Source organism: Arenibacter sp. F26102 (genome assembly GCF_023015865.1).
Classification (GTDB): Bacteria; Bacteroidota; Bacteroidia; order Flavobacteriales; family Flavobacteriaceae; genus Arenibacter.
The window spans coordinates 304,220-330,154 of record NZ_JALKBC010000007.1 but is presented as its reverse complement, the minus strand read 5'-3'; the positions used below and the strand labels follow the sequence as shown (position 1 = coordinate 330,154).

16 protein-coding genes and 1 tRNA gene are annotated in these 25,935 nt (G+C 40.5%); 3 read left to right on the top strand and 14 right to left on the bottom strand.

All coding sequences use genetic code 11. The annotated features are described in order from the left end of the window. Window positions 1-209: 209 nt before the first annotated feature. Together era and MWU78_RS12705 are read right to left on the bottom strand one after the other, a co-directional pair. Window positions 210-1,094, bottom strand: coding sequence for a GTPase Era (era, locus tag MWU78_RS12710; protein ID WP_246998262.1), 885 nt, complete (start codon window positions 1,092-1,094; stop codon window positions 210-212). Window positions 1,095-1,341: 247 nt separating this feature from the next. Then, on the bottom strand, window positions 1,342-2,772 hold the full coding sequence (locus MWU78_RS12705) for a Na+/H+ antiporter NhaC family protein (protein WP_246998261.1): 1,431 nt from the start codon (window positions 2,770-2,772) through the stop codon (window positions 1,342-1,344). A gap of 468 nt (window positions 2,773-3,240) precedes the next feature. On the opposite strand from MWU78_RS12705, the gene MWU78_RS12700 reads away from it, so the two are divergent. Both MWU78_RS12700 and MWU78_RS12695 read left to right on the top strand, forming a co-directional pair. Further along, window positions 3,241-3,313 (top strand) — tRNA-Met (locus tag MWU78_RS12700). A gap of 441 nt (window positions 3,314-3,754) precedes the next feature. After that, a complete protein-coding gene (locus MWU78_RS12695; protein ID WP_246998260.1) occupies window positions 3,755-5,068 on the top strand; it encodes an alpha/beta hydrolase family protein in 1,314 nt (437 codons plus the stop codon). Window positions 5,069-6,743: 1,675 nt separating this feature from the next. Here MWU78_RS12695 and budA read toward each other — a convergent pair. The 12 genes from budA to MWU78_RS12635 form a co-directional block, all read right to left on the bottom strand. Continuing rightward, a complete protein-coding gene (gene budA / locus MWU78_RS12690; protein ID WP_246998259.1) occupies window positions 6,744-7,577 on the bottom strand; it encodes an acetolactate decarboxylase in 834 nt (277 codons plus the stop codon). A gap of 180 nt (window positions 7,578-7,757) precedes the next feature. Beyond that, the gene (locus MWU78_RS12685; RefSeq protein WP_246998258.1) at window positions 7,758-8,924 is read right to left on the bottom strand and encodes a PKD domain containing protein; all 1,167 of its coding nucleotides are present in this window, start codon (window positions 8,922-8,924) and stop codon (window positions 7,758-7,760) included. A 360-nt stretch (window positions 8,925-9,284) separates the two neighbouring features. Further along, complete coding sequence (locus tag MWU78_RS12680; RefSeq protein WP_246998257.1) at window positions 9,285-10,220, bottom strand: SMP-30/gluconolactonase/LRE family protein; 936 nt, start codon at window positions 10,218-10,220, stop codon at window positions 9,285-9,287. Between the two features lie 108 nt (window positions 10,221-10,328). After that, window positions 10,329-11,471, bottom strand: coding sequence for a beta-propeller fold lactonase family protein (locus MWU78_RS12675; protein WP_246998256.1), 1,143 nt, complete (start codon window positions 11,469-11,471; stop codon window positions 10,329-10,331). Window positions 11,472-11,504: 33 nt separating this feature from the next. Continuing rightward, on the bottom strand, window positions 11,505-12,275 hold the full coding sequence (locus MWU78_RS12670; RefSeq protein WP_246998254.1) for a ThuA domain-containing protein: 771 nt from the start codon (window positions 12,273-12,275) through the stop codon (window positions 11,505-11,507). Window positions 12,276-12,515: 240 nt separating this feature from the next. Further along, entirely contained in the window at window positions 12,516-13,451 is a 936-nt protein-coding gene (locus tag MWU78_RS12665) for a ThuA domain-containing protein (RefSeq protein ID WP_246998252.1), read from the bottom strand. A 143-nt stretch (window positions 13,452-13,594) separates the two neighbouring features. After that, on the bottom strand, window positions 13,595-14,806 hold the full coding sequence (locus MWU78_RS12660; RefSeq protein WP_246998250.1) for a serine hydrolase: 1,212 nt from the start codon (window positions 14,804-14,806) through the stop codon (window positions 13,595-13,597). Window positions 14,807-15,026: 220 nt separating this feature from the next. Next, complete coding sequence (locus tag MWU78_RS12655; protein ID WP_246998248.1) at window positions 15,027-16,280, bottom strand: MFS transporter; 1,254 nt, start codon at window positions 16,278-16,280, stop codon at window positions 15,027-15,029. Between the two features lie 141 nt (window positions 16,281-16,421). Further along, window positions 16,422-18,167 (bottom strand): c-type cytochrome, encoded by a 1,746-nt coding sequence (locus tag MWU78_RS12650; protein WP_246998246.1) that lies wholly within the window; start codon window positions 18,165-18,167, stop codon window positions 16,422-16,424. A 478-nt stretch (window positions 18,168-18,645) separates the two neighbouring features. Next, the gene (locus tag MWU78_RS12645) at window positions 18,646-20,223 is read right to left on the bottom strand and encodes a RagB/SusD family nutrient uptake outer membrane protein (RefSeq protein WP_246998245.1); all 1,578 of its coding nucleotides are present in this window, start codon (window positions 20,221-20,223) and stop codon (window positions 18,646-18,648) included. Between the two features lie 18 nt (window positions 20,224-20,241). Continuing rightward, window positions 20,242-23,619 (bottom strand): TonB-dependent receptor, encoded by a 3,378-nt coding sequence (locus MWU78_RS12640; RefSeq protein WP_246998243.1) that lies wholly within the window; start codon window positions 23,617-23,619, stop codon window positions 20,242-20,244. 170 nt (window positions 23,620-23,789) lie between these two features. Then, window positions 23,790-24,923 (bottom strand): FecR domain-containing protein, encoded by a 1,134-nt coding sequence (locus MWU78_RS12635; RefSeq protein ID WP_246998241.1) that lies wholly within the window; start codon window positions 24,921-24,923, stop codon window positions 23,790-23,792. Window positions 24,924-25,091: 168 nt separating this feature from the next. Between MWU78_RS12635 and MWU78_RS12630 the strand changes: the two genes are divergently transcribed. Beyond that, window positions 25,092-25,649 (top strand): RNA polymerase sigma-70 factor, encoded by a 558-nt coding sequence (locus MWU78_RS12630; RefSeq protein ID WP_246998239.1) that lies wholly within the window; start codon window positions 25,092-25,094, stop codon window positions 25,647-25,649. Window positions 25,650-25,935 lie beyond the last annotated feature (286 nt).

The window sequence follows — 25,935 nt, the reverse complement described above, 5'->3', positions numbered from 1 at the left end:
CCAAATTTTTGAAAATCATGCTCGAACACAGGTAAATAACACTATTCCGACTACGATTATTTTGCAATTCGGTAGATTACAATCTAATTTACGTCATTATTACCGCTTGAAAAATAAAATTTCTTGGGTCTCGAACTGACAAACCCCGACTGCGCCTGTCTGACAACATGCAATTGCAATCGAGAGGCCATTATTTAAACTATAACACTCTACCCCTGATTGTAACCAAAGCGCTTCAATTGATTTGGATCGCTTCTCCAATTCTTGTTTACCTTAACATAGAGCTCCAAATGCACTTGTTTATCGAAGAATTTCTCCAAGTCTTTACGAGCTTCGACACCCACTCTTTTGAGGGCGCTTCCCTTGTGGCCTATGATAATCCCCTTTTGGGAATCGCGCTCCACCATTATGACGGACCGCATGCGGATGATATCTTCGTCTTCAAAAAATTCCTCTGTATCGATCTCGACGGAGTAGGGAATTTCCTTTTTGTAGAATTGGAGAATTTTTTCCCTAATGGTTTCGTTTACAAAAAAGCGTTCCGGCTTATCTGTTAACTGGTCCTTTGGGTAATATGGAGGTGCCTCGGGCAGCAATTCCAAAATCCGTAAAAAAACTTCCTTCACATTAAAATTCTGCAAGGCGGATATAGGATGAATTTCTGCTGTAGGCAATTGCTCCTGCCAATACTGCACCTGTTCTTCCAAGATACCCTGCTCAGAAACATCAATTTTGTTCAATAAGAGCAATACCGGAATCTTGGTATTTTTAAGTTTTTCAAAAAAGCGCTCGTCCTTCAATGCCTTTTCCCCTATCTCCACCATATAAAGTAGTACATCGGCATCCTCAAAAGCGGACTTTACAAAGTCCATCATAGAGGACTGCAATTCATAGGCGGGCTTTATGATCCCTGGAGTATCTGATAAGACCACTTGAAAATCATCTCCATTGACAATTCCCAATATACGGTGCCGGGTAGTTTGTGCCTTGGAGGTGATAATGGATAATTTTTCCCCTACAAAGGCATTCATAAGTGTGGATTTCCCCACATTGGGATTCCCAATAATATTTACAAAACCAGCTTTATGCGACATCTTCCCTTTTTAACTTTTATAATGGCAAAGGTAACTAAAAAATTTCTTGAAACTCGCCTTAGCCGATAGCAGAATTTCACCATACTGGTGGCTATTTATAACTTTTTGACTTCATGACCGAAAACAGAAATTTTCTAGTTTACCTCACCCAAAACTTCCAAAAATAGCAGTTCTGACCTCTCCAAAAGAGAGGTAAATAGGAAACCGCACCCCTAGTGGCGGAGAATCATTAGTTGAATATAGCCATCTATATCATAATTAAGCCTAAAATTATGTAAAGTACCACAGTTACCAAACCACCGATCAAGGCATAGGGTAGCTGTGTATTTATATGGTCTATATGATCACTGGCGGAGGCCATGGAAGAGATAATGGAGGTGTCCGAAATGGGGGAACAGTGATCTCCAAAAACCCCACCTCCCAAGGTAGCGGCAACAATTAAAGGTAGTGGTGCGCCATGGATTTCGGCCATAGGCATGGAAATCGCCATCATTATGGCAAAAGTACCCCATGAAGTCCCGGTCGAAAACGCAATAAAGGAACTGATAACAAAAATAACTGCCGGTAAAAAAGCGGGAGATAACCATTCTTTGGACCAATTGGCCACAAACTCCCCGGTTCCCAAGGCATTACATGCATCCCCTATGGCAAAGGCCAATAACATCAGTAAAGCCAAGGGCATTAATTCGCTGATTCCTTTCAGGGTGAGATCGATCATTTCCTTGGTTTTCATAATTTTCTGCGACCTATACAAAACCATGGCGACTAAAATTGCTGTGAGTACTGCATATAGCACGGATGAAGAGCCAGAGCCATTGCCTATGGCCTTAAAAAGATGGTCCGAAAATGAAGTGGCGTCCTCCACAGCATCCCAACCCGTATATGCCAAATTAATAGGCATCATGAACACCATAGTCGCCAAAGGCACAATCATATTATAGGCCTTGGCCTTTATCCCTTCTTTGGCCGCGAAAGAGGTAACCTCGCTAGACAACATGGGTTTGGCAGTATCGCTTAACAATTTCCCCGTTTCCCTGGTACGTTTTTCAGCCTTGCCCATAGGACCTATATCCTTTTTGCCAATAATTACCACAAATACAATAACTATGGCCAGGATAGGGTAAAAATTATAGGCTATGGAAGCCAGCATGGTTCCAAACGGATTTTCTATTCCTTGGGTAAGCAATAATCCCATTATAAATGCCCCCCAGGCATTAAAGGGTATTAAAATGGAGGAAGGTGCGGAACTGGAATCGGCGATATAGGCCAGTTTTTCCCTAGGAATCTTTAGTTTATCAAAAACGGGCCGATAAAGGGTCCCTACCGTTAAGGAACTAATACTGGTCTCCACAAAGAGTAAAATTCCTGTAAGTAAAGCCATAAGCTGCACCACTACCCTACTATAGCCACTTTGTTTTTTCTCAAAATAGACTATCACCTTATTGATCTGGTTAATAAATCCCTCCACCCCTTTGGAATATTGAACAAACAACAGCAAAGCCCCTACCAGCGCACTGAACATAATGGTCCTTGTATTTCCTGGGGATTTAAAAACATTTACCATCCCCTCTATGGCCGCTAGGGTGCCGGTGAGAAAATTCCAGTCATTGATGATGACCCATGAAAACCATATTCCAAAAAGCAGGGCAATATAAACTTGTTTTGTTCTGAGTGCCAAGATAATAGCAATGACAGGTGGTAAGATTGAGAGAAAACCATAGTTATCCATAAATGATCGGGCGAATTAAGGGTGACGGATTTTAATTAAAATCGATACAAAATAGAAAGATTTTGGACAAGGAGGACTACAACTGGGGATTTTTAAATAATAAATCTACTGAAAGCAGGGCAACACCCCTATGTCTTACTTTGGTTATAGGCGGTTTCAAGAAATTTATTATTTTACCTCACCCAAAACTGCCAAAAATAGCAGTTCTGACCTCTCCTAAGGAGAAGTAAATAGGAAATTCCGACCCAAGGGTCTCAGAATCTTTGGATTGATAAACATTTAGGCTAATTTTTAATATTTAATTCAAAATAGATTTGGGAAATCATAAAAAGGATGTATATTTGCAGTCCGAAATAATTCAGTCAGCATTATGAACTGAGGGTTAAAAGCCAAGTTGACTATTTTGGAAACGCACATCGCGGGATAGAGCAGTAGGTAGCTCGTCGGGCTCATAACCCGAAGGTCACTGGTTCGAGTCCAGTTCCCGCTACTAAGCAAGACGCATCACTAGAAATAGCTGATGCGTTTTTTGTTTTATGACCTTCACCTCCCGTTTTCACTGAGTTCGTTGAAAATATTACGGATCAAGTACAATTTCTGGGTATTTGAATATTTACGCATATAGTTGAGTTAATCTAAATAGGAAGAATTCTGTATTTCTAACGCCCCTGAACTGTGCCCTAAATGCCTTATTTTGGATATAAACCATTGTACAGATACATGTTAATCTATAGAAGCGAGAAAGGTTTTCTTTTAGATTATTCGGACACCTATTATCCTAACAGTATCATTATTTGAATTAACTATATGAATTTGTTAGGTTATTAAAAGGTAAATTCGTAAAATACTCAAAAAAAATATACTCAAATAACTTCCAATATAATTTTTGAATGGCTTGGAAAAATTAAATTTTATTTGCTAAAGTTCGCCTATGATACAAAGAAGAAACTTCATCAAGACAGGTATAGCAGGAACCACGAGTATGGCATTAGGCAGTATTTTACCCGCCTCATGTAAATCAGAAACCTCATCCAATGCAGCGCAGAAAATCAAGGTTGATCTGCCACGGCCGATTACAGCAATGACAGAGGAATATCTGGGCATCAAGCCGCTGAATTTATACGGAGGATATGAAGAAATGATGCAGAAGATGCGTTCATACCGGCCTCTCGACCTCAATGCAGTGGAATGGAGAAAAGCAAATCCCAACAAGGATTACAGCGAATGGGCACGACAGGCAAGGGAACGCCTTTTATCAGGATTACATTATAATTTACCACCTGTTAACTTACAGGCACAAACCTTGGAAACAGTTGAGACCGATTCATTTATCCGTGAGAAAATAGAATTCAACTCCACTCCATGGTTCAGAGTTCCCGGGTATTTCTATATACCAAAAAACGTTCCCCTTCCTGCACCGGCATTGATTGTCATGCATGCCTGGGGTGGCCCAATGCTTTTTGGAGCCGACCGCATCTGTGGCGAACCTGTGCACCCTGCAATTGTGAATCACCGTGCAGAAACCAGCAGTGGAAGACCTCTGGCAGACTGGTATGCTTCCAAAGGATATGCAGTAATCGTTATAGACGCATTTCATTTCGGAAACCGTGCACCACGTGGTATTAACGGCCTTCCCAATTCATACGACCCTTCAAAACTCGATAATGATACACATCTAGATTATGAAAGCCGTGCAAATGGAGCATTACATTACGGAATACGTGAACTGAACTGGGCTGGAACTACCTGGGCAGGTATAAATTACGGCGACGATAGCCGCTGTGTTGATTACCTGCTTTCGAGGAAAGAGGTTGACGACAACCGAATCGGATGTACAGGGCTCTCTGGGGGAGGATGGCGGACAAACATGATCGCTGCACTCGAACCTCGCGTAAAAGCAACGGTGACAGTAGGATGGATGACAACTAGCGACAGCCAGCAGGCTTATAACGTTAATGGGGCCGTCAATACGTTTTGCATGCTACCAGGAGTATGGGACCGGATTGATATCCCAGATATGATCTCTATGGCATCCCCAAAAGCATGCATGGTGGTAAGTGGAACCGAAGATATCCTCTTTCCTCCTGTAGGGAAAATGGAAGCCGCACGCCAGATCAGCGAAACGTATTTATGGGCTGGAAATCCAACTCTTTTTAGGAATTATACCCCTGCTAAACCCCATTGCTACGATCAGGAAATCCAGGAGGAAGCACTTATTTGGTTTAATAAACACTTGAAGAAGTAGAAGAGTTAGTGTAATTTCAAAATGGCCTCACTGACCTAGTAATCTACCGAATGTACAATCCGTTGGGAATAAAAAGGCAAAAACACTTTATGAATTCCGGAATCTACATTTTACAATCCGCAATTCATTATCCTAAGTTATCTTCAGAGTTCGAATTATTCTGGTAACCGGTAGCGTCCTTGATAACGGAGCACAAGTCCTTCATTTGGTTGTACCTTTAACATGTCCAATTTCTTGGCCAGCAAGCAGCGGATCTCGTTAATCATCTTGAAATTGTCCAGCCGGTCGACACAAAGATAGATGTCGCAGATAAATTGACCGGATAAACTAAATACACAAAACATTGTTTTTGGTTGAACGCAAGATATGTGAAAGACGAAATATATCTTAAATAAGATAATGCCAAAACCATACACATTTGCAATTCGCTACAGCCAACACACAAACCAAAAATTACAAAAGAGTATATCTTTGCCTACGCTCATTTCCAAACTAAATAATTAACATCGGAAAACCAAGCTGAATGTGAAATACCTAGTCCATCCCGATTATTATCGGGACCTTAAAATTAATATTTTATTTTATCAGTATTGTTGAAATTGTACTGTTGAATTGTTGACATGTATAGAGTGATTTATTTCCTATATACCGTAGATGGTATTTAATCCGAACAGCAGGATTCCTTATCCCAATGTGTAGCACTAGGGTGAAATAAAAACACCACAGTTAACCCTGTAATTACACCATAGGGTGAACTAATATTCACGTTAGATCAAACATAAAAAGCCACACGCCTTAAGAGGGTTATGCTGTGGTGAATTTCACTGAACAAGGTGTGGTTAAACTAGGACTTTAAAACACTATAGTGACATTTAACACATAACTACCAGATAGTTATGTCGTCATACGTTTATTTACGTAGAGGATGAAGGTGTGGTGCTGAGGTGGTGTTTTTTACTACATTAGTATTATTCATATTATGCTTTTACGGGCCATAATCTCATTGATGTGCATATAAAAAAAGGAACAATGGCCTCCCATTGTTCCTTTTTAAACCCCCAAGATGATAATGACTTCACGGACCCCTCTTGAAAGTATGATCTCCGAAGCCATTTTGGCCGTATCCATATCACTAAACTTTACCCATGTCGGGTTGAAATTTAAAGTACTTCATACAATAATACATCAGTTCAAATCTGGGATAAGAATATTCTATTCCCAGATAACCCATAAAACCTGGAAAGGTATCTCAATAAATTTTTTAAAATTTACGCGTCACATAATACATAAACTGTATACAATAGCCCTATCATGAAAATGACCGAAGTAGATAGAATTTATCAAATTGAATTTATTTGCAACTATCTACTGACCTCTACAACATTAATATTGTGACCACTTCGTTTCGATTAAAATCACTCCAGTCCGGTATCTTTATACCTACAGAAGGTCTCTTATCTCGGTCAATGCGGACTTTACTTAATCCTGGGAGCACTTATCATTACCTAATTAAAAGTAGAACTCTTGATTCAGGTCAAGGTTCCTTGCTCCGTAAATTACATCAGGTCCATCTGCGAGCCGTGCCCTTCCAGATAACCAGTCCAGGCAATGAGACAAAGGATTTTTTCCAATTGCCATCTTTTCAAGATCAAACAACTCAACTCACTAACTTTCTTTATTCCTTTTTGTACTGAAACTCCTTGTCAAATCCTACTTTTTCAAAATCTTCAGTTTTGGGTAAATCGAACTGATATTTGTGCAGTTCGTCTATTTCCACGGTGAGATTTACACCTTCAAATTCCATCACATGCCCGGCAAATTCCTCATCATCCGAAACAAAATGTAGGTGATAACCCGCCACGTTGATATTACCAATAAATTTGGGGCAATAAAAACCTACCATAGTTCCCTTAAAATTCTCCCTTTCAAAGATGGGCCGTTCTGGTATTAGTACGTCCAATCCCTTTTCAAAAGGAGCTTCTTGTTTGTGCAACCCCCCACATTTCATTTTTGAAAACTCTCCATGAATCTTAAAGGCATAAAAAAAGTTTTTAGTAGGCAATTTATCATTGATAAATGCACGAAGATCATCATAACTTTCAACCTTAGGCAATTCGTAAGAAAAATCCTTATAAAAAAAGGCAGCATTGGCATAAACTATCTTTTTACTATCTTCAGGTTTATGGACTTTCCCGTCCTCAGAGGCCTGATAAAGGATCCCGTTGAGCATAATGAGTTCCCCGTCAAGTAAATTATAAGAACCCAGTCCAATATCCCCCTTAGTCTTTAATTCCTTTGCGCTCAAATCTCCTTCGAAAATTTTGTTTACAAAGGCATACCAAATGGAATATTGGTAAAAAATATCTGGTTTTTCCAAAGCGGCCTCACTCTTTTCAGAAACTTCCTTGTCTGTTTTTTCCTTTTCTTCTTGACAGTTTGTAAATAAAAGTAAAGTGACTAAAATCAAAAATACTAATGACGCTGAACTTGGTATAATATTATTCTTCATGATAAGGAGTATTTTAATGGTTAGAATTTTCATTTTTTAAAATCGTATTATAAAATAAGAGGTGCTTTGTCCATAATTTGTAATTAGAGCACTATGGTCATTGTCCCAAATTATCAAATAGCTCGTCATATTTAAGTCCCAATGAAATATTGAATCTTGAAAAACCACGGCATAATAAGCTTACCGTATCATCACTTCCCAGTATCGGGTACGTTTGGAACTGCCGTTGGCCCCTTCCACCTCCAAGGTAATGACCGTGCGTACATTTTTTTCCTTGAACCGATAAATCGGATTTTGCTCAGTTGAGCTGTCGCCATTGCCGAAATCCCATTTCCATTTTTCGATCTCACCTATAGATTCATCCTTAAAGGCTACTATTCCCATTTCCTCGTCAATGACCTTAAACGTCCATGCTGCCTTAATGGAATCCAAAAATTCTTTTTCCAACGGCATTAGTTGAAATGCACATAGATAGGAGGCATTGCTAACCATTTTGACATTGTGGGCGAGATTGACATGGCCTTCCCTTTTCCCCCCGTCAAAATCCAATATCGACCAAGAGAGGCCGATGACCTTGTTTTCCTTTAGTTCCGATTCCACAGCCCTTTGCGGCCCTTCATTATGAGCATAATCATAAGGGGTAATCCAACCTTCCAACACCAAAGTACCGCTTTCCCCATGCTTAAAATCATAATCATAGGCATAGTTTGCATGCGGAAACTCGGAAATCCATGACTGGCTTCCCCACACCAAAGCCCATGCATTATTTACGGGTGGGGTATATATATGGTAGTTCTGCGCATGTACACCACTGAAGTTAAAATGATTTTCAATATAAGTAGAGGTCTGTGGCTCCCATTTCATCTGCTCACGATCATATACGGGGTTTTGTATAAAGGGACCTCCCGAAAGATCTCCGTCCACTACCAATTCAAAAATATCATTCATATAACCCTCGGGATTAAAACGTTCAAAATCCCAAAAATCGTCGTAGGCCTCGTAAAGAAAATAAATACGGTTAAGGTCTTTGACCCAGCCTATGGTTACTTTTACGTCGAGATCTTTGGGGTCGATATCGGTGCCCATACCGTCTTCGGTATCGTTCAAAAGATCTGTTCCATAGGTGTAGTTTTCAGGCACGAGCTCCCAATCCCTTTTGTCCCCGTCGATTCGTGGCATTTGATTTCTGGGGAATTGAAATATTTGAAATATCTCCCCGTTTCTTGCCGTATTGTAGGTTGGTAATGACTGGCCCTCCACTATCAATATGTTTCCTATTAAAAGGCAAAGGCTGATCGACCAAGCCAAACTATGATCCTGAAAGTTGATTTTTTTCTTGTTTTTCATAATTTATAGATACTATCTGTATTCTTTATTGTAGCTGTTGTATAATTCTTCATTGAAAAATTGATCCGTAAATTTTTCAAAGGCCCAGGATCCACTTCCTAATATATCTCATTGAATATCTACATTAATAATATCGTCAAGTGTGCCCTATGCTGAGCAAACAAATTAGACGGCGATCATTTTAAATGACTTTCCCTAACTTCTTCTTTCCGATTTCAATAATAGGTAGGTTAAAGATTGGGTAATCTATTGTCCGATAGGATATAGCAACCTTATCCCTTGTCACAGACTTTTAAATGATCAACAAATATTTGTAAATTGTTTGGAGGGAATGCTTGGACACGATTTGTAAAAATATCTTTAGTTATCATTATCAACAGCATAAATCTTACCAGCCAGCATATCTGGAACTAGAAGCCGACCTTTGTCTTCTTCCAAATAAAAGTCTGCGGCAGATTTTAACCCATCAATTAGTACCGTTGATTCTTCAGTTACACCATCGATTTTCCATACCGTACCTGCTACCCAACTGCTGATGTAATAATTACCTTTACTATCTTGTTCAACTGCATCAGCGCCTCGAAATTGGCCTTTCAACGGTTTTAATTCCCCATCCCGTTTTACCAAAAAATTACCCAGAAAAAATGCACCCACCATAATATTACCATCATTGTCAATTCCAACGCCATTTGGGTTTAACATTAATGAGGATGTGTCTTGCGCTATGGCAACCTTACCGTTCAAATCAACATGATAAATACGTCCTAATTGTGGAACCAATTTTGCCTCTTTACTGCCTAGAGGCCAAAGTTGGTTATTTCCATCACGCATGTATTTAGTCGCACCCATATCGGCCACAAAAATGCCTTTCCCGTAGGCATCTACCGCAACATCATTCAAATACAAAACTTCTTTGGGAAAATTCTCTTTCTTAATAAAAACACTTGCCTTACCTTCTTCATCTACTTTCCAAATACGTGTTAAATCTGAAAAGTATAAATGATTATGTAAATAGACAATACCCTTAGGGTCATCAAAGCCATTTGCAAATACTTTTACACCATTATTAGAAATTTCTATTACTTCACCATCACCTTCATCATTCCCATTCATTATAGTAACATAGTAGTTTCCATTAAAGCCTTTAGTAATACTCTCGGGCTTTACACCTACATTCACTGGAAATTGAATATCAGGTGGCACTGAACTCCCTGATAATAACCAGATGGAAATTATTGTTAGGATAAGTATTATTTGATAGGAGTCTAATTTGACTAAAGTTGATAATTTTTTCATAATTGGTTGCTTTTATTAATAAAATTTCTTCTGCAGCACAAGAAAAAGGAAAACATGTTAGAATTCTTGAAACAGTAATTTATTAGAAACTCTACATCATCTCCGTCGTCAAAGCACGGCTACATCAGCGGCACAAGGGGCAAACTGAGTGTGCGCAAGCTCAAGTGCCCCGGTTCCCGGCTTAATACGGAAACATTCAACTCGGTCAGCGTCCTGGCTAGCTACAAGCAAATACCTCCCACTGGGGTCCATGGTAAGATTCCTAGCGTTGGAGTTAGTCGCTAACGCACATCGGCTCGAAAAAATCAATTTACCGTCCTCAGAATCCACATTAAACAGTGCTATACTCTGGTGGACCCTACAGATGTAATAGTAGTGCGTACCGTTGACGGACAAGCAGCCTTCGGCTCCCCAAAAGTCAGCCTTACCAAGGTTCTCCGGGTTCCCTTGCGCATTAAAACCTTCCGGATAACAGTGCACGGTCTGAATTGGCACAAGTCCTTTTTCATCATCAACGGAACAAACGATGGCGGTACCGTTAAGTTCACAATTCACGTAAGCAACTCTTAGATGCGGGTGAAAGTTGATGCCTCGCGGACCGCTCCCTGGAGTTAACTTCACATCACTATGTGGTGCTAATTTCCCCGTCTTTACATCAAGAACGTGCTGGTGAACATCATCTGTGCCTAAATCCATAGCGTACACCAAATTTGTTCGGGGATCGCCATGGATACCGTGTGGATGCGGAACTGTTTGGCGGAGGGGAACTGGGCCGGAGCCTTTGTAATCGGGCTGTGCCGTAACCTCGCCAATTATTCCGGTATCAGGGTCGAACGGTAGTACAGAGATGCCACCCTCCCAATACCTTGTCACGAGCAAGAAACGTCCTGTCCGGTCAAATGTTGCGCACGTATTTCCTCGACCACCAGTAGATTGGGTGCATACCTTCTCTAGCCCGCCATCAGGCAAGATTTTGTACGAAGTCACAAATCCGACACCGGCCTGCACCCCTGTATGGTGGGAGAGTTCGTGAGTAGCAATAAGAAACCTTCGATTAGGGTGAATCTCCAACCATGTCGGTGAATCTTGCTTTGTCTCCTTGCCTGTGGGATTCAGCGAACCATTGGAACTATCAAACGCAAAGGAGAGGATACCTACCCCAGGTTGCTTTGAGCCAACCCAGCCCAGCTGTCCCGGTTCAAATCCCGTATAACTCCCAACGAAAAGGTATTTTTGTGTCGTTTCGTTCATGTTACAATTGGTTAACTTAATAATTACTACGTTTTACTTGTCATCTGTCTGCTTGGTGAGCCATCTTACCGAGTTGCGAATCAGCCGTACCATCATTGGATGTCCCAGTGCTTCTGGTGTATGTCCGGGTGCGAGGTAGACAAATCGTCCCTTGCCTATCTCCCGCCACCAGCCGGCAGGGGCGGACTTGTTCGCGTCCGAGATGTTCCGCATCAGAAGGTGCTCGCGGTCCCCATAGTACTTGCTCATGTGCTGCTCGTCGTAGGTCCTGAAATCCTCAACGCCCGCCGTAATAGGGTGGTTCTTGTTCTCGATCCGAATCATAAACTCTTCCGGAGCCGGATGGCCACCATAGTCACCTCCGAAAATCTCGTAAAAGGGTCCGTTCGGAGGATAGAGGCCATGCGAGTTGTGCAGCGCCAGAAACCCGCCACCGTTGTTCACGAAATCAAAGATGGCCTTCTGCTGCTCATCGGTCATCCACTTTACCGGGGAGGAGCCCTGCTCGTGGCCGTTGGGCCAGATATTACCGTCCTTGAAGAAGATCAGCAAATCAACGTCCTTCAGGACCTCGGCGGTAAGCGCCTCGTGGTTCTCGATGTAGACCACCGGAATGTTCTCCTGTGCCAACGGGCCCATCAGGCCATTACGGATGTGGACCGGTGAGTGATAGCGGTCCCCGATCACTGCCAGAGCACGTGGCCGATCGGTAGACATGTAGACCTCCGAAGTATTTTGGATCTGGGCAGATAGTACGGTCGTTAGACTAAAGACCATAGCGAAAAGAACGAAAAATCGGCTCATTACCCTATTCCTTTTTGGTAAAGATGTAACTGGTTTCATACGAAAGTTTGGTTTAATGTTTACTAAATTATAATTGGCCTTTCTAATATCCGAATTAGTGTATTATTTAGAAATCTAAGTATCTCTTTGTTTCGCTAAAGTGGTTTTATTTTCTGGTAAAGCCGAATCAGCTTTTGATCGCAGAGGTTTTCCTGAGAGAAACGTTATTACCTCAATATCGGAGTTCCTTCGGAAAAGCTATCAGCTTTGCCTCAGCAACCAACGGACAGCATTCTGCTTCAACTTACGGTACATAGGGTTCCAATGCGCTGTCAGAAGATGACCAGGTTCCAAGTAACAGACGCGGCCTTTCCCATATTCATAGGCCCAAACTGCCGGGGCAGTCGTCCCCATGTCTTTCCCCTTATAACTATAGTGGAGACCATCCTCATTCACGGACTCCATCAAGATATGCTCAGGATCCTTGTCGTACTCCATGTAATGCTGCTCATCAGTGACGACGAAATCGGTAATGCCCTCCATAATTGGATGATCTAATTTTTTTACCTTAACCTTGAAGGTTCGGATGGGCGGATGTCCTGCATAGGCAGCGCCAAGCACGTGACGAAAATCGGTATTGCTACTCCCTACGTCCGTGACGTTGTGGAAGAACAGTGCCGAACCGCCGTTCTCAACGAAATCACGGACAGCCTTACCCTGGTGAGGTTGCATCCAGGCCTTCATTTCACCCGATGTGGACTCCAGAGGAGGATCGCTGACAACAGCGACCTCGCTAATGTTCTTGCCAAAATTATTGATGAAATCTAACGAAACCATTTTGTCTCCTCCGCCAATGGGTCCATTGCCATCGGGGAAAATGCGCCCATCTCGATGAACGATGAGCATCTTGTATCCTTGCAGGGTCTCAGCGTTAAGAGATGTGTAGTCATTGGTCATCTTTACGGATATACCCATGTCCTTAACGATGTCGCGAGTCAGTGCCGTACGGACTATATCCGCGTTGTGATAGTGGTCGCCCATCAGAGCAAATATTGTGGCTTTCTCCTGAGCTTTCTCTGAAGCCGGCGCACAGGCCATGGGGGAGGCTAGTACTACTCCAGCTGTTAATCCTGCCATCGACGAGATGGCTGAGCGCCTCGTGACACCCTTTTTTGGTAAAGATGGTTCTGATTTCATACGAAATTTTGTTTTAAAGTTTACTAAATTATAATGTGTTTTTACGAAATCTAAGTATCACTTTGATTTCATCAATAGTTTAATATTTTGTCACATAGCGGAATCAGTATCTGATTGCAAAGGCTTTCCAGAGAGAAAGGTTGTTACTTCTGCCCTGGCGGATTGTTGGACTGTTTGACCGCTGAAAAAACAAATCGACGAACAAAGTCATGCAGTAAATCAGGTACAAAATACGTGTCCCTAGTGGCGTCGGTTGCATCGGCCATCGTCACGACCAAAAGATCCAACTCTGGATACACCCCTATAAATTGCCCGCGGTGTCCATAAGCAAAATAGCCCTGCACTTCTATATCGCCCTGTGCGGTCTGTACAATGTCCGATTGTCTTCGAACCCAGTTTAGATACCCGTAACCCTTCTGTCGATCAAACTCCACTCGGTATTTCGAGGCCTCCTTTACCCATCCCATCGGCAGTATTTGCTTATCTTCCCAACGCCCATCCCACAGCAATAAATAGCCGAGGCGTGCCATATCCCTGGTAGTCATATGGAGTCCATTGGCCCCATCGGGAACCCCGTTGGAGCCCTTGTTCCATTCACTGACACCAATACCCAGTGGACCAAATAGATACTCTTGAGCCAAGCCAGAGACGTCAGACTTATCCCCAGCCACACCTTCTTTGGCCAACCTATCCAGAATGGCTGTAATTAAGCTTGGCGCTATATTGCTATACTCAAAGGCCGTTCCGGGGGGTGATTGGGGTTCACCTTCAAGCATTAGACTTATGTCTGCAGAGCCCCTACTGCTTCCAATGCCCGAGCGGTGGGTCAGAACGTCTTCTAAGGTCAATTCTGCAAACTTTGGATTAATCGAGTATTCGGGCAACAAAACAGCTACGCGTTGGTCTACACCGTCAATCCATCCCTGCTTCACGGCAATACCCAACAATGTCGCGACAAACGTTTTCGTGACGGAATAAATATGGTTGGGAGTCTCGGCAGTTTGACCATTGAAGTAAGACTCGGATACAAGTTGCCCGTTCCTAATTACAAGCAGGCTGTAGCCACTAGGAAAAATACACGGATAAATTTGTTCCGCTTCCTTTAACGCTGCACTATCCATGCCTACCGATTCGGGGGCGGTTGCGGACCAAGCCGTCGTGGGCCATGGTCCCGGAGCCTGTAACATTTGAGTTTGCGAAGCACCTCGACTAACACACGCGAACGTCAACAAGGTACATAGACCTATATAGCTGCCCAAGCGCTTTTTGTGACTGGAAAAACCCAAAAGACGAGTCTGGCAGCTATGTCCTTTCTGCTGTATACCCTTTACCTTACTTTTTTGTATCTGTATCATTCAGTATCCTGTTTTCTCTATATTGTACATATTTATTACTCCGATTTACTTGTCATCTGTCTGCTTTGTGAGCCATCTTACCGAGTTGCGAATCAGCCGCACCATCATTGGGCGTCCGAGAGCCTCAGGTGTGTTCCCCGGTGCGAGGTAGACAAATCGTCCCTTTCCTACCCTCTCATATCATTTAGTAAGTTCTTTTTTACCAATTGGTCTCGCTTTTTTATTTTTGATAAACAACTTGCGACTGCCTTTGTTTAATTTTTTTAACCCAAACAAAAAGAATTACAAACAATACAATTAATATGGCAGGGAATACGGTCATAGTTTGTAATGTGGCCTGGCCGGCAACTAAATTTAATTCGTCTCCGGTCAATCCTATTGCCGCGGCTGCCGCCTTATCAGAATCAATCCATCCCCCAATAATTGGTTGAAATATTGAACCAGATACCATTCCAACCGCACCAATAATCGACAAACCAATAGCACCGCTATTCGGAACTTTATCAGCTATAAATCCGAGCATGTTCGGCCAGAAATAAGCAATTCCCAAAGCATATATGATAGCCGCAACATAGGCCATACCTCCTGTTTGGGTACTGAATAAAAATATACCGATAAGTGTCAAAACGGCAGATCCTAAAAAGACACCCGTTTGATCGAACTTTTTAACAACATCTCCACCAAAGAATCTAGCCACTGCCATCAATCCCGTTACTAGAGCTAATATCAACATAGGTTCCGCACCGCTTTTGGCCAGGATCAATCCAACCCATTGTTGTGGCCCAAATTCTGAAATTGCTGTTAATGCCATACATACCAACATAAAAATAAATAATGGAGATAGCATTGCTTTAAAATTACTGGACAATGAAGTTGCATCCTGAGTTTTCGCTTTGGGCCAAGTCCTTCCATAGAATAAATAACCATAGATAAGCGTAGGAATCATAATCACCCATATTTGAGTTTCCCAACTCAACCCACCATCGGTCATAAATTTAGAAATTAAGGCTCCAATTACAATTCCTCCCGGAAACCACATATGTAAACGGTTCATCATTTTAATTATAATGTTTCCTTCATATGCATCTGCTACAAATGGGTTGATAGCTGCTTCGGTACAACCATTCCCGAAACCAATCAATAAGGTAGATATTAATAACCCAGCATAACTTCCAGAATATATGGTCATAATAATTCCAATGGCGTGCGCTAAAAAAGCAAATTGCATAATCAGTTTTCCTCCAATTGTGTTATAGATTAATCCACCAATAACCATGGAAATAGGAAAACCTAGGAACCACATAGAATTTATATATCCCAATTGTTCTCCAGTTAGACTTAATTCCTCTCCTAATTGTGGTAAAATACCAGCCCTTATACTAAAAGAGAAGGCATTTGTAATTACTGCAAAACAACCTGCATAAAATAATAGTTTACGATTTACAGCATTTGATTCGTTACTTGATGTTCCCATGGATTTATATTATATTGTTAATTTAGAACTGCATAAACGGTTTAATGATTACTCTTTGTTAGAATGTTCTCCTGTTGCCATTTCTTTTGGACCTACCGTCCTGGCACCAGGACAAAATATCGTTTTAATCAATAGGTTATTCTATTTCTTATCCTGTCCATCCAGTAACCTATCCCTTAACCGGGCTACCTCTTTTTCCTGCACTGCGCCTGCATTTTCGTTAAAATTCATCCGTATGTAAGTTAACACCTTGGCAATATCTTCATCACTCAAAAAATCCATTTTAGGCATCATATCATTGAAAGACTTTCCATTTACGGATATAGGCCCTTCAAGTCCTTCCAAAATCACTTTTATCAATCTTTTTTTATCTCCAGTTACCCAGTCCGATTCCACTAATGGCGGATAACGGTTCCCGTCTCCCTTGCCATCTGCCTGGTGACATGAAATACAGTAAGTATTAAATATTTTCTGGCCCTCATCTGCAAAACGATAGGAAAGGTTGTCATCGATTTCATGGGGATCCCTGATATGTGCCAATGCTTTACGCTCTTCCATCTTGCTTAACTGACCTTCACTGAAATCACCTTTATCACCTTTGTACATGATCCTCCAGATTTTCCCTTTTCGGCTATCACTAACATACAATGAACCATCAGGCCCCATGGCTAGACCCATCGGCCTATACGCTGCAGGCCCCATGCCATCGTTATACAATTCTCCAATAAACCCATCAGCAAAAATTTCAAAGGATTTTGAAAATTCTCCATTTATATATGGCACAAAACATACAACAAAACCTCCTGTAGGATAGGGAGCTCGACGACCACCACCATGAAAAGCAATAAACGCCCCATTTTTATATCGGTCCGGAAATTGATTTCCTGTATAAAATAAAAGATCATTTGGCGCCCAATGTCCGGAAAAACCGATAATAGGATCTACTAGGTCGCTTACTTTTAACTCTAAATCCACATCTCTATATTCAGGAGATACAATCCTTTTATTTTGTATCTGATCATAATAGAAATAAGGCCAGCCCCCATTGGCACCTTCTTTGATTTCAAGAAATTCTTCAGCTGGCAACATTGCACTTTCCCATTCTGAATAAAGGGACGGCCATATTCTATGCATATCGTCCCTACCATGTTCTAATACAAACAAACTATTGGTGGCATGGTTCCAGTCCATAGCTATCCCGTCCCTAAGTCCAGTGGCATATCTAACCCCGTCTTTTTGGGTCATATTAATTTTATTGGCATCAAATTTCCAAATGCCGGCATGTTTAGCAAATTCTGGGCACGGATATTGACCTGGGCTAAGAGGAGTCCTATCTTCTTCTTGACAATTATCAGTTAATGATCCAAAATTTACATACATGTGTCCTTCGTCATCAAAAGCGAGTGTCTTAGCTATATGTGAAGTATAAATTTCATATTTAAGAACAACTTCCCTTTCTTTTTCTGGCACTAATTTGCCAAGTGTCAACTTCTGTCTGTAAACAGCGTCTTTAGTACTATAAAAAATGTATCCATTGTAAAGCCTCATACTTGTTGGGCCATAACCCTCCTCTGCCGGATAATCCCCAAAATAGGCGATATTATCTCCCTTACCGTCTTTATTTATATCCCGGATAGCTACATTTCCCGAATCTTGCTTCGCGTTTGTCAATTTCACATAAATGTCCCCATTTTCATTCACGGCCAGGTGTCTGGCATTCCCAATGCTATCTACCACAACCAAAGCTTCAAACTCGTCTGGCAAGAATAGGCCGCCATTGTCAATATCCCCTGCCGGGAGGCTGGATTTTTGACTACAGCTACAGATAAAGGCACCTATAATAAAAATACATAACAGTTTAAAAGAATGTACTTTAGTTAAAAGCATATCACTTTATTTTATTTAGGTTAAAAAATTTATTATTTGTTAGGGTACAATACAAAATGTCACCAGTCTTTGGCTTAAAAGCCAACAATAGAGCATCAACCAATACATTAAGGTAACGTATTAATGGCTCGGAAACCATTTTACCGATTCCCCTTAATTTTCCTTTTTTTCCTATTAACTTCCGTACTTCTTTTTATACAGGCTTATTCATAGATTGAAAATGACAGGATTAGTAAGGCAAACAGAAAAAATTAATCAGTGTTTCCTTTTTTGGTGTCATGTTAATGCATATCTATTCAAATAAAAAACAGGCTGAGCCAACAACATGAAACAAAGTATTATGAAAATCAGTATTTTAACATTTAAAAGTGATATAATATCGAAATATAAACCACTGATAATCGGTAGGTATTTTTAATCCTTGATTCGCATTATTTAGTCAGCCTGTTGGTATTACATTAAATAGCTTTCATTTCCACTACAATCCGAAATTAGTATCAAGCTCATTTTGAGGTATTTCAAAAAAGTAATGGGATGGTGCGACCGGTTGAGTACCATATATTACCTGAAATTCAGGATTTAAAGTCTCCTCTAATATTCCCCATCGTTTGAGGTCATTAAACCTAGAGCCTTCGCCCATAAACTCAACCTCTCTTTCCCGCTTCAAAAGCTCGAATGCTTGAGCTTCCGAATAATTGGAAGGAGTATATTCAAAAATGCCAAAACGTCTACGCACTATATTTATAAAGTCGATACAACCTGATGGATCACCTTGCATAAGGGCACATTCAGCTCTCATAAGCAACACATCGGCATACCTCATCTGTCTAATGTTATTTCCTGATACAGCGGCACCAGCAGAAGCTCCACTTTCAGAAGGTTTTACTTCTTTGTTACCTTTTTTCTTATAATAATAACCTAAGGCAGCAAAATCATAGGGGCGATTGGGATTCTCAGCACACATATCGCACCAAGTGTCGTCTCCAGCTACACCACCATAAAATGTTTCCGCTCCTCTGGGATCTATAAAATCTGTACCTGATTCGTCCTGATACAAAAATGCTTGCTCCCTAGTCGGTGAAAACTTCCAATTAGGCCAACCGTTCCAGGAATGAAGCTGTGGCTGCATATTATTCATTGCGGGTGTTGGACCTCCTTCAACATTAGTAAACATTGCCGTTGTTGCATCACCCTCTTGATATGCCGACTGAAATTCGAAAACGCTCTCAATATTATTTTCGTTGGTCTCCCCAAAATTCCATAGATAGCCCTCAGCCGGCAGCAGGTCGTAATGACCTTCCAACTTAGCCAATTCAATTTCAGCTTCTGGATATCTTCCTGTGGTCAAATACAATTTGCCAAGAAAACCAGTTGCAGAACCTTTAGTGGCACGTCCAAGATCAGTATCTCCATAGTCCTCGACTTCTTTTAAAACTGATTGGGCTTCCTTCAGATCATTCTCGGCCACAGCCCAAACTTCATCGACACTATTTGCCAATGGGGCATCAATATTCTCGGATTGATCAAAACTTAAGCGGATCGGCACCTTTCCCCAATAATTGGCCAAATTAAAATAAGCCCAACCTCTCAAGAAATAGGCCTCTCCTCGTGATCTAATAACAAGATCATTCGATGGATTTTCAGCCAAATAGGCATCGGCCGTATCAATAGTCAAGTTAGCCCTAGAGATCATCACATACCACATTCTCCATAAGTTTTCAACTGTGCGGTTGGTTTCATTGTGTTGGTATCCCATCATTTGAATAATAGAAACTTCGTGATAACTACCTAGAGCTCCAGCCGTAGCCTCTGTTTCATTGGCCAATACGTCCCAAATTTCCGGCCACTGATAACTTCCTATCCAAAATTGAAAAAAGGAGCCATAAGTTGCATTGGTTGCCTGAACAATTTGTTCTGGTGTCTTGAAATACGTTGCCTGGGTAAACTGTTCAGGATTATTCAAGTCTAATATTTCCTCATCGCAAGAGACTAAAGGCAAAAGAAATAAAATAAATACTCCGATTATTTTAAATCTGTTTTTCGATATTTTTTTCATTTTTTTCATTTTTTTTGATTAAAGCCCTACCTGAATTCCAAAAGTAATTGTCTTTGGCGTTGGAGGGGTAAAATTTGAAACACCACGAACGAGGTTTTCACCTCCAATTTCAGGATCAAATCCATCATAACCAGTTAATCTTGCCGTAAGTAAGTTTTCACCACTTGCATATATTCTTAGTTTAGTCATTCCGAATTTAGAAGTAAGGTTATCGCCAAACGTATAACCAAGCGATACAAGTTTTAACCTAAAATAACTGGCGTCTTGAACCTGTAGGTCAGAAGGTCGTGTATTTCCAACGGCATCACCGCTAAGAGCTCTTGGCTGAATTCCGTTTCCAGGCTGAGACTCGCTTATCCATCTATCAAGCACACTAGTTTCTTGATTCATAATTCTAACACCCCCGCGATTCCATATATAGCCTCCGTCATATATATCTAAATTCGCTGCTCCCTGCCAGAACATGTTAAAATCGAATTGTTCCGTGTTTAGGCCCAGATTTAATCCAAATATATGTTTAGGAATTGGATTCCCAATCATGGTACGATCTTCTCCGTCAATGCGGCCATCACCATTAACATCCTTGAATCTAACATCTCCCGCACTAGTAGATGCTTCTTGATAATAGTCGAATCCACTTGATTGTGCCGCTGTATTCGCAGCATCTATCTCTGATTGGTTCATAAATAAACCGTCCGTCTTATATCCGTAAAAGTATCCTATGGGCAAACCTAACTCAGTCCTAGAATTTCCAGATAGAAAAGGCTGTCCAAGACCTAAGCCTTTTACATTATTTTCCATAAAGGTATAATTGGCACTTACGTTATAGCCTACTTTACCCAAATCACCTCTTTTAGTTATTAGAAACTCAAATCCTTTGTTACTCACTGAGGCTGCATTGACAATAGCATTACCGTCAATAGTTCCTCCATCTAGTCCTGTTCCATAACCTAACGACAATGGACTAGGTACAGCAAAAAGGATATCTTCGGTTTGCTTATCAAAATATTCTATCGTACCTGTAAGGGTATTGTTAAATAAGCCATAATCCAATCCGACCGTCAATGATTCCGTGGTTTCCCATTTTATTTCCGGAGAGGCGTTTTGAACTACGGTAGCTCCCGGTGCATCCTGTTGTGAAACCCCTAATGGATATCCAACTCCTTGTGAGTACACTGAAGATAGATAACGATATTGACCAATTGCGTCATTACCTGATCTTCCCCATCCTGCTCGCAATTTCAACTGACTAATTTCATTGATGTCATCGAAAAAAGACTCTTCATTTATTTTCCATGCTAACGACAACGAAGGGAAATAACCCCATCTATTGGTAGGTGAGAAGTTAGGAGAAGCATCTGTACGCATATTCACGGTCATAAGGTATTTTGACTTATAATCATAATTAAGTCTTCCGAAATAAGATATCCTAGAATCAATAAATAAACTTTGGGTAGGCGCCTGTGGACTAGATGCAACACTGACTAATTTTATTTCATTTGAAGCGTATCCAGTGGCCCCAATACCTATTCCTCCTCCTTTTATACCATCCTGCCAAGTGTTTCCAAGTAGACCCGAAATATTGTGGTCTCCAATTTCTTTATTATAATTTATAAAGGATTCAACTATTGGTGAGTACAAATACGAACTTCTTTCTGCCATTGCGTTAACCGAAACATTTGAAGCTGACACATAGGTATCAGTCCATTGAAAAAATCGATCAAAATTACCTTTTAGTCCAGCCTGAATTGTATAGGTAAAACCTTCAAAAGGCTTAAGTTTCACATTAAGCTGAGTCTGATACGACAATGTATTGGTTTCAGGGTGGACCCTGTTTGGTACAGATAATGGGTTAGAAATGTCCGAAGCATCATTTATCCTATCAACATCGGTATATCCACCGATTTGATTTTCATCGTAAATTTCTTTGTAGGGCATATACCCCAGTACGTTTCTAAAACTAGGGTTTGCACCTTTAAGAGTTTTATAGCTTAAGGCCGTATTTAATGAAACATCAAGCCATGGCTTTAGGGCAAAGGTATTCTTGTTACGAAGATACGTTGCTTTTGAAGAGGACCCGATTGTAATACCCTCATCGGTACGGTGGCCAATTGCCGCGTAATAGGTCGCTTTTTCCGACCCTCCCGAAAAATTCACATTGATTTCAGAAGTATTACCAGTTTGAAAAATTAGGTCCTGCCAGTCATTTCGATCTACTCTTACGTCATCTGATAACAACAAAGGCGTAATAGTTTGGTTTGCATTTGTCAGTGCATCATGAACATAGTCTATGTATTGATCGGCATTCATCACATCCCTTCTGTTGGTTGTTGATTTTATACCGCTCCATACATTTACATTTACTTCCATAGCCCCTTTTTTACCACTTTTGGTAGTGACCAATATTACACCATTGGCTCCGCGGGATCCGTAGATAGCCGTAGATGAAGCATCTTTTAAGACCTCTATATTTTCAATATCATTAGGGTTTACAGTAGAAAGGTCACCTCCTAAAAAACCATCGATTACTATTAAAGGATCTGTATTGTTAAATGTTGTTATACCACGAATACGAATTTTACCCCCTGATACCTCTACACCCGGTGCCCGTCCTTGGATTAGGGCGGCCAAACTAGTTGCTTGGCGATCGCCTAAATCTTCTGACGATATTGAAGAAACGGCACCTGTTAGGTCACTCTTTTGTACAGACCCATAACCAACAATTACAACCTCTTCCAAAGCGGCAGCATCCTCCTGCATGACAACGGAAATGACAGACTGCCCGTTCACTGGTATTTCAACAGCTTTAAAACCAATAAATGTGATCATCAATATAGCGTCATCAGCAACGTTTATAGAGAAATTACCATCAAAGTCGGCTTGGACACCATTTGTAGTTCCTTTTTCAATTACATTTGCACCAGGTAAGGGGGTGCCATCTACATCCGATATAGTCCCTGTGACAGTTGACTGGACCAACTTTGGCTCAACAGAAACACGATCTATAACCGGCTGTTTGGTAACTTTACCTGTTGGGGCCTGCATTAAAATAACCTGAGTACCCTTGACTTTGTAAATAGTATTTGTGTTTTCAAATAACTGTTGAAGCACTTTGTAAATACTCTCTTTGTTAACTTGGAGGGATTGCTTCCGCTGAAGATCGACATGATCAGTATTATAAATAAAATTGAATTTTGTGTGTGATTCAATATTATCTATAATTTCTTTGATTGTTACGTTTTCGACATCCAAAGAAACTTTGGCTATTTGCGAATAGCTGTCATTGGCGTGCATACCCAGCAGGGCTGTGAACAATAGCAGTAAGGTCAATTTCATTTTTAAGTCAAATTTCAACACAGTCGTTCTCAACCAAAGGTCGTTGAAGTTTTTTTTCATAATTTTGAATGTTTGTTAGTGGTTAACTATTTAATTTGGTTAATCGCTTTTAATTACCGGGAAATGTTAGCGCATTTTCCGGTTTTGTTTTATAAAAAAAACAAAGCAATGGTGACTAAATTTTTATATCATAGGCGTTAAGTTCTTTTGGTTATACTTTTGTTAGGATTTTACTTTATTATAACTCTGTTTCCCTTAATCTTAAAATCAATGTTATGGATATCATTAAAGTAGCCAAGCACTTCTCCGATGTCGACATTATCAAAACTCGCATGGAAAACCTCGTTTTCGATTTCAGCATTGGTGTTGACAATTTCTATGTTATAATGGCGCTCCAATTTTTTCAAGATGACTTTAAAGGTTAAATCATTAAAAATTATTTTACCCTGCATCCAAGAGGTGTATAGGCTTGTATTTACATCATCCACCGTTATACCCATTGAATCTTGATAAAATGTCCCTTTTTGCCCCGGTGACAATTCAACGGCACCCTCTTGTAAACGCTCTTTTTTGTTCAGATCCACTGCACCTTTGACAAGTACAACATCTATATGCTCATCCTCGCCATATGCCGAGATATTAAATTCCGTTCCCAGCACCTTTACATCCAGTTCATCAACATTGACAATAAATGGGTTCGATTCATTCGTGGTAACATCAAAATACGCCTCTCCGGTAAGGAATACCTGCCTAGGACCTTCACTTAAAAAATTCACCGGATATTTTAAGGAACTACCCGCATTTAGAAACACCAAAGTCCCATCAGAAAGCTCGACTTGAAACTTCTTTCCATTGGGTGTTTTTAAGGTATTAAACACCAGTTCTTTCTTTTTAGTTACTTGGGAATAGCTTATTTGATCTTGTCGTTGGACATAAACAATATTCCCTTCAGAGTCTTTAACTTCTTTGATTCCATCAACATGGACAACTTGAATAGTTCCGTTGCCCAATTCAAGGATTATGGAATCGTCCTTTGGCACAATTACAACTTGGTTTTGAGACGAAAAAAAACCTTGTTGATAGAAAAGCCCCAAGCCAATTAACAATACAATTAAAGCAGCATATTTTGTCCAATTTGGCAAAAGTCTCCGAACTGGTTTTTCCGTCTTATCTATTTGAAGACATATTTTGTTGTAGGCCTCATCTAGATTGTTTTCTATAGTAGCCAAATTTAGATCATGGTAATCACGGACATAAGCTTCAAGCACGGCCTGATTGCTTGGGTCCTTCAACCATTTTTTGAATTCAATTATCTCCTTTTCCGTTAAAGTACCCAGAAGAAGTTTTGTTATACTTTTTTTCATTATATTCTTACCAAATTTTCACCTTTTAAATGTTCTTTTTGAAGTCGTATTCATTACACATTGCACAACTAATACTCTAAAAAATTACAAAACCCTTAAAAAGAATTAAAAAAATTTTGATATTCGCACTTTTACTCATAAAATCAACCAAACCAACAACTAGCTTAAATGAATGAAATTGAGGCAGTAGCTGCCATGAAGAAAGGCGACAGAAGTGCTTTTCGGTATCTTTTCAACAATTATTATAATCGTTTGGTGGCCTATATAACCACATACACCCATGATAAAATACAGTCTGAAGATATTGTACAACATGCATTTATTAGACTCTGGGAGGATAAAACCAAGTTGGACGAAACCAAATCACCAAAAGCATATCTTTATGCCATTGCCTACAACAGATATATAGATACAGTCAAAAAAGCTAAAAAACAGGAAAAGCTTCTGAGTCAAATTTGGGAACGGGCGTTAGTGGATAGAATTCAAGAAGACTCCGATGCTCTGGAAGAGCGCATTCATAAGATGAAACAGGTCATTGATTCCCTCCCTCCAAAATGTAAGGAAATCATCATGTTGAATAAGATACAAGGGGTGAAGTACAAAGAAATTGCCGACCAAATGGGAATTTCCGTAAAAACCGTTGAATCTCAAATGCGGATCGCATTTACCAAAATAAGGGAGGCGTTTAAGGAGGAACACGCGCTTTTATTTTTACTGTTCAAATAATCGCTACACGAAGTCTCCAGACTTCGTACTCATCCATCTCGCATTCTTAAACAAGCAGACAGGATTGCCTACAGCTGGTTAGGCCCTTATACAATTCAGCGGATATTATCGTCCTTTACCGATTAAAGCATTTCCAAACCTAATTTTTCATACCTTAGAAATTTAGTAACAAACACTAGGTTGTAATATTCTCCCCGCTGTACATCCACAAAATTTTTACGGATAATAATGGACTTTTCGCACAAGATATTGTGCCAAGGAACTCAATAACCACCATCTCATTGGC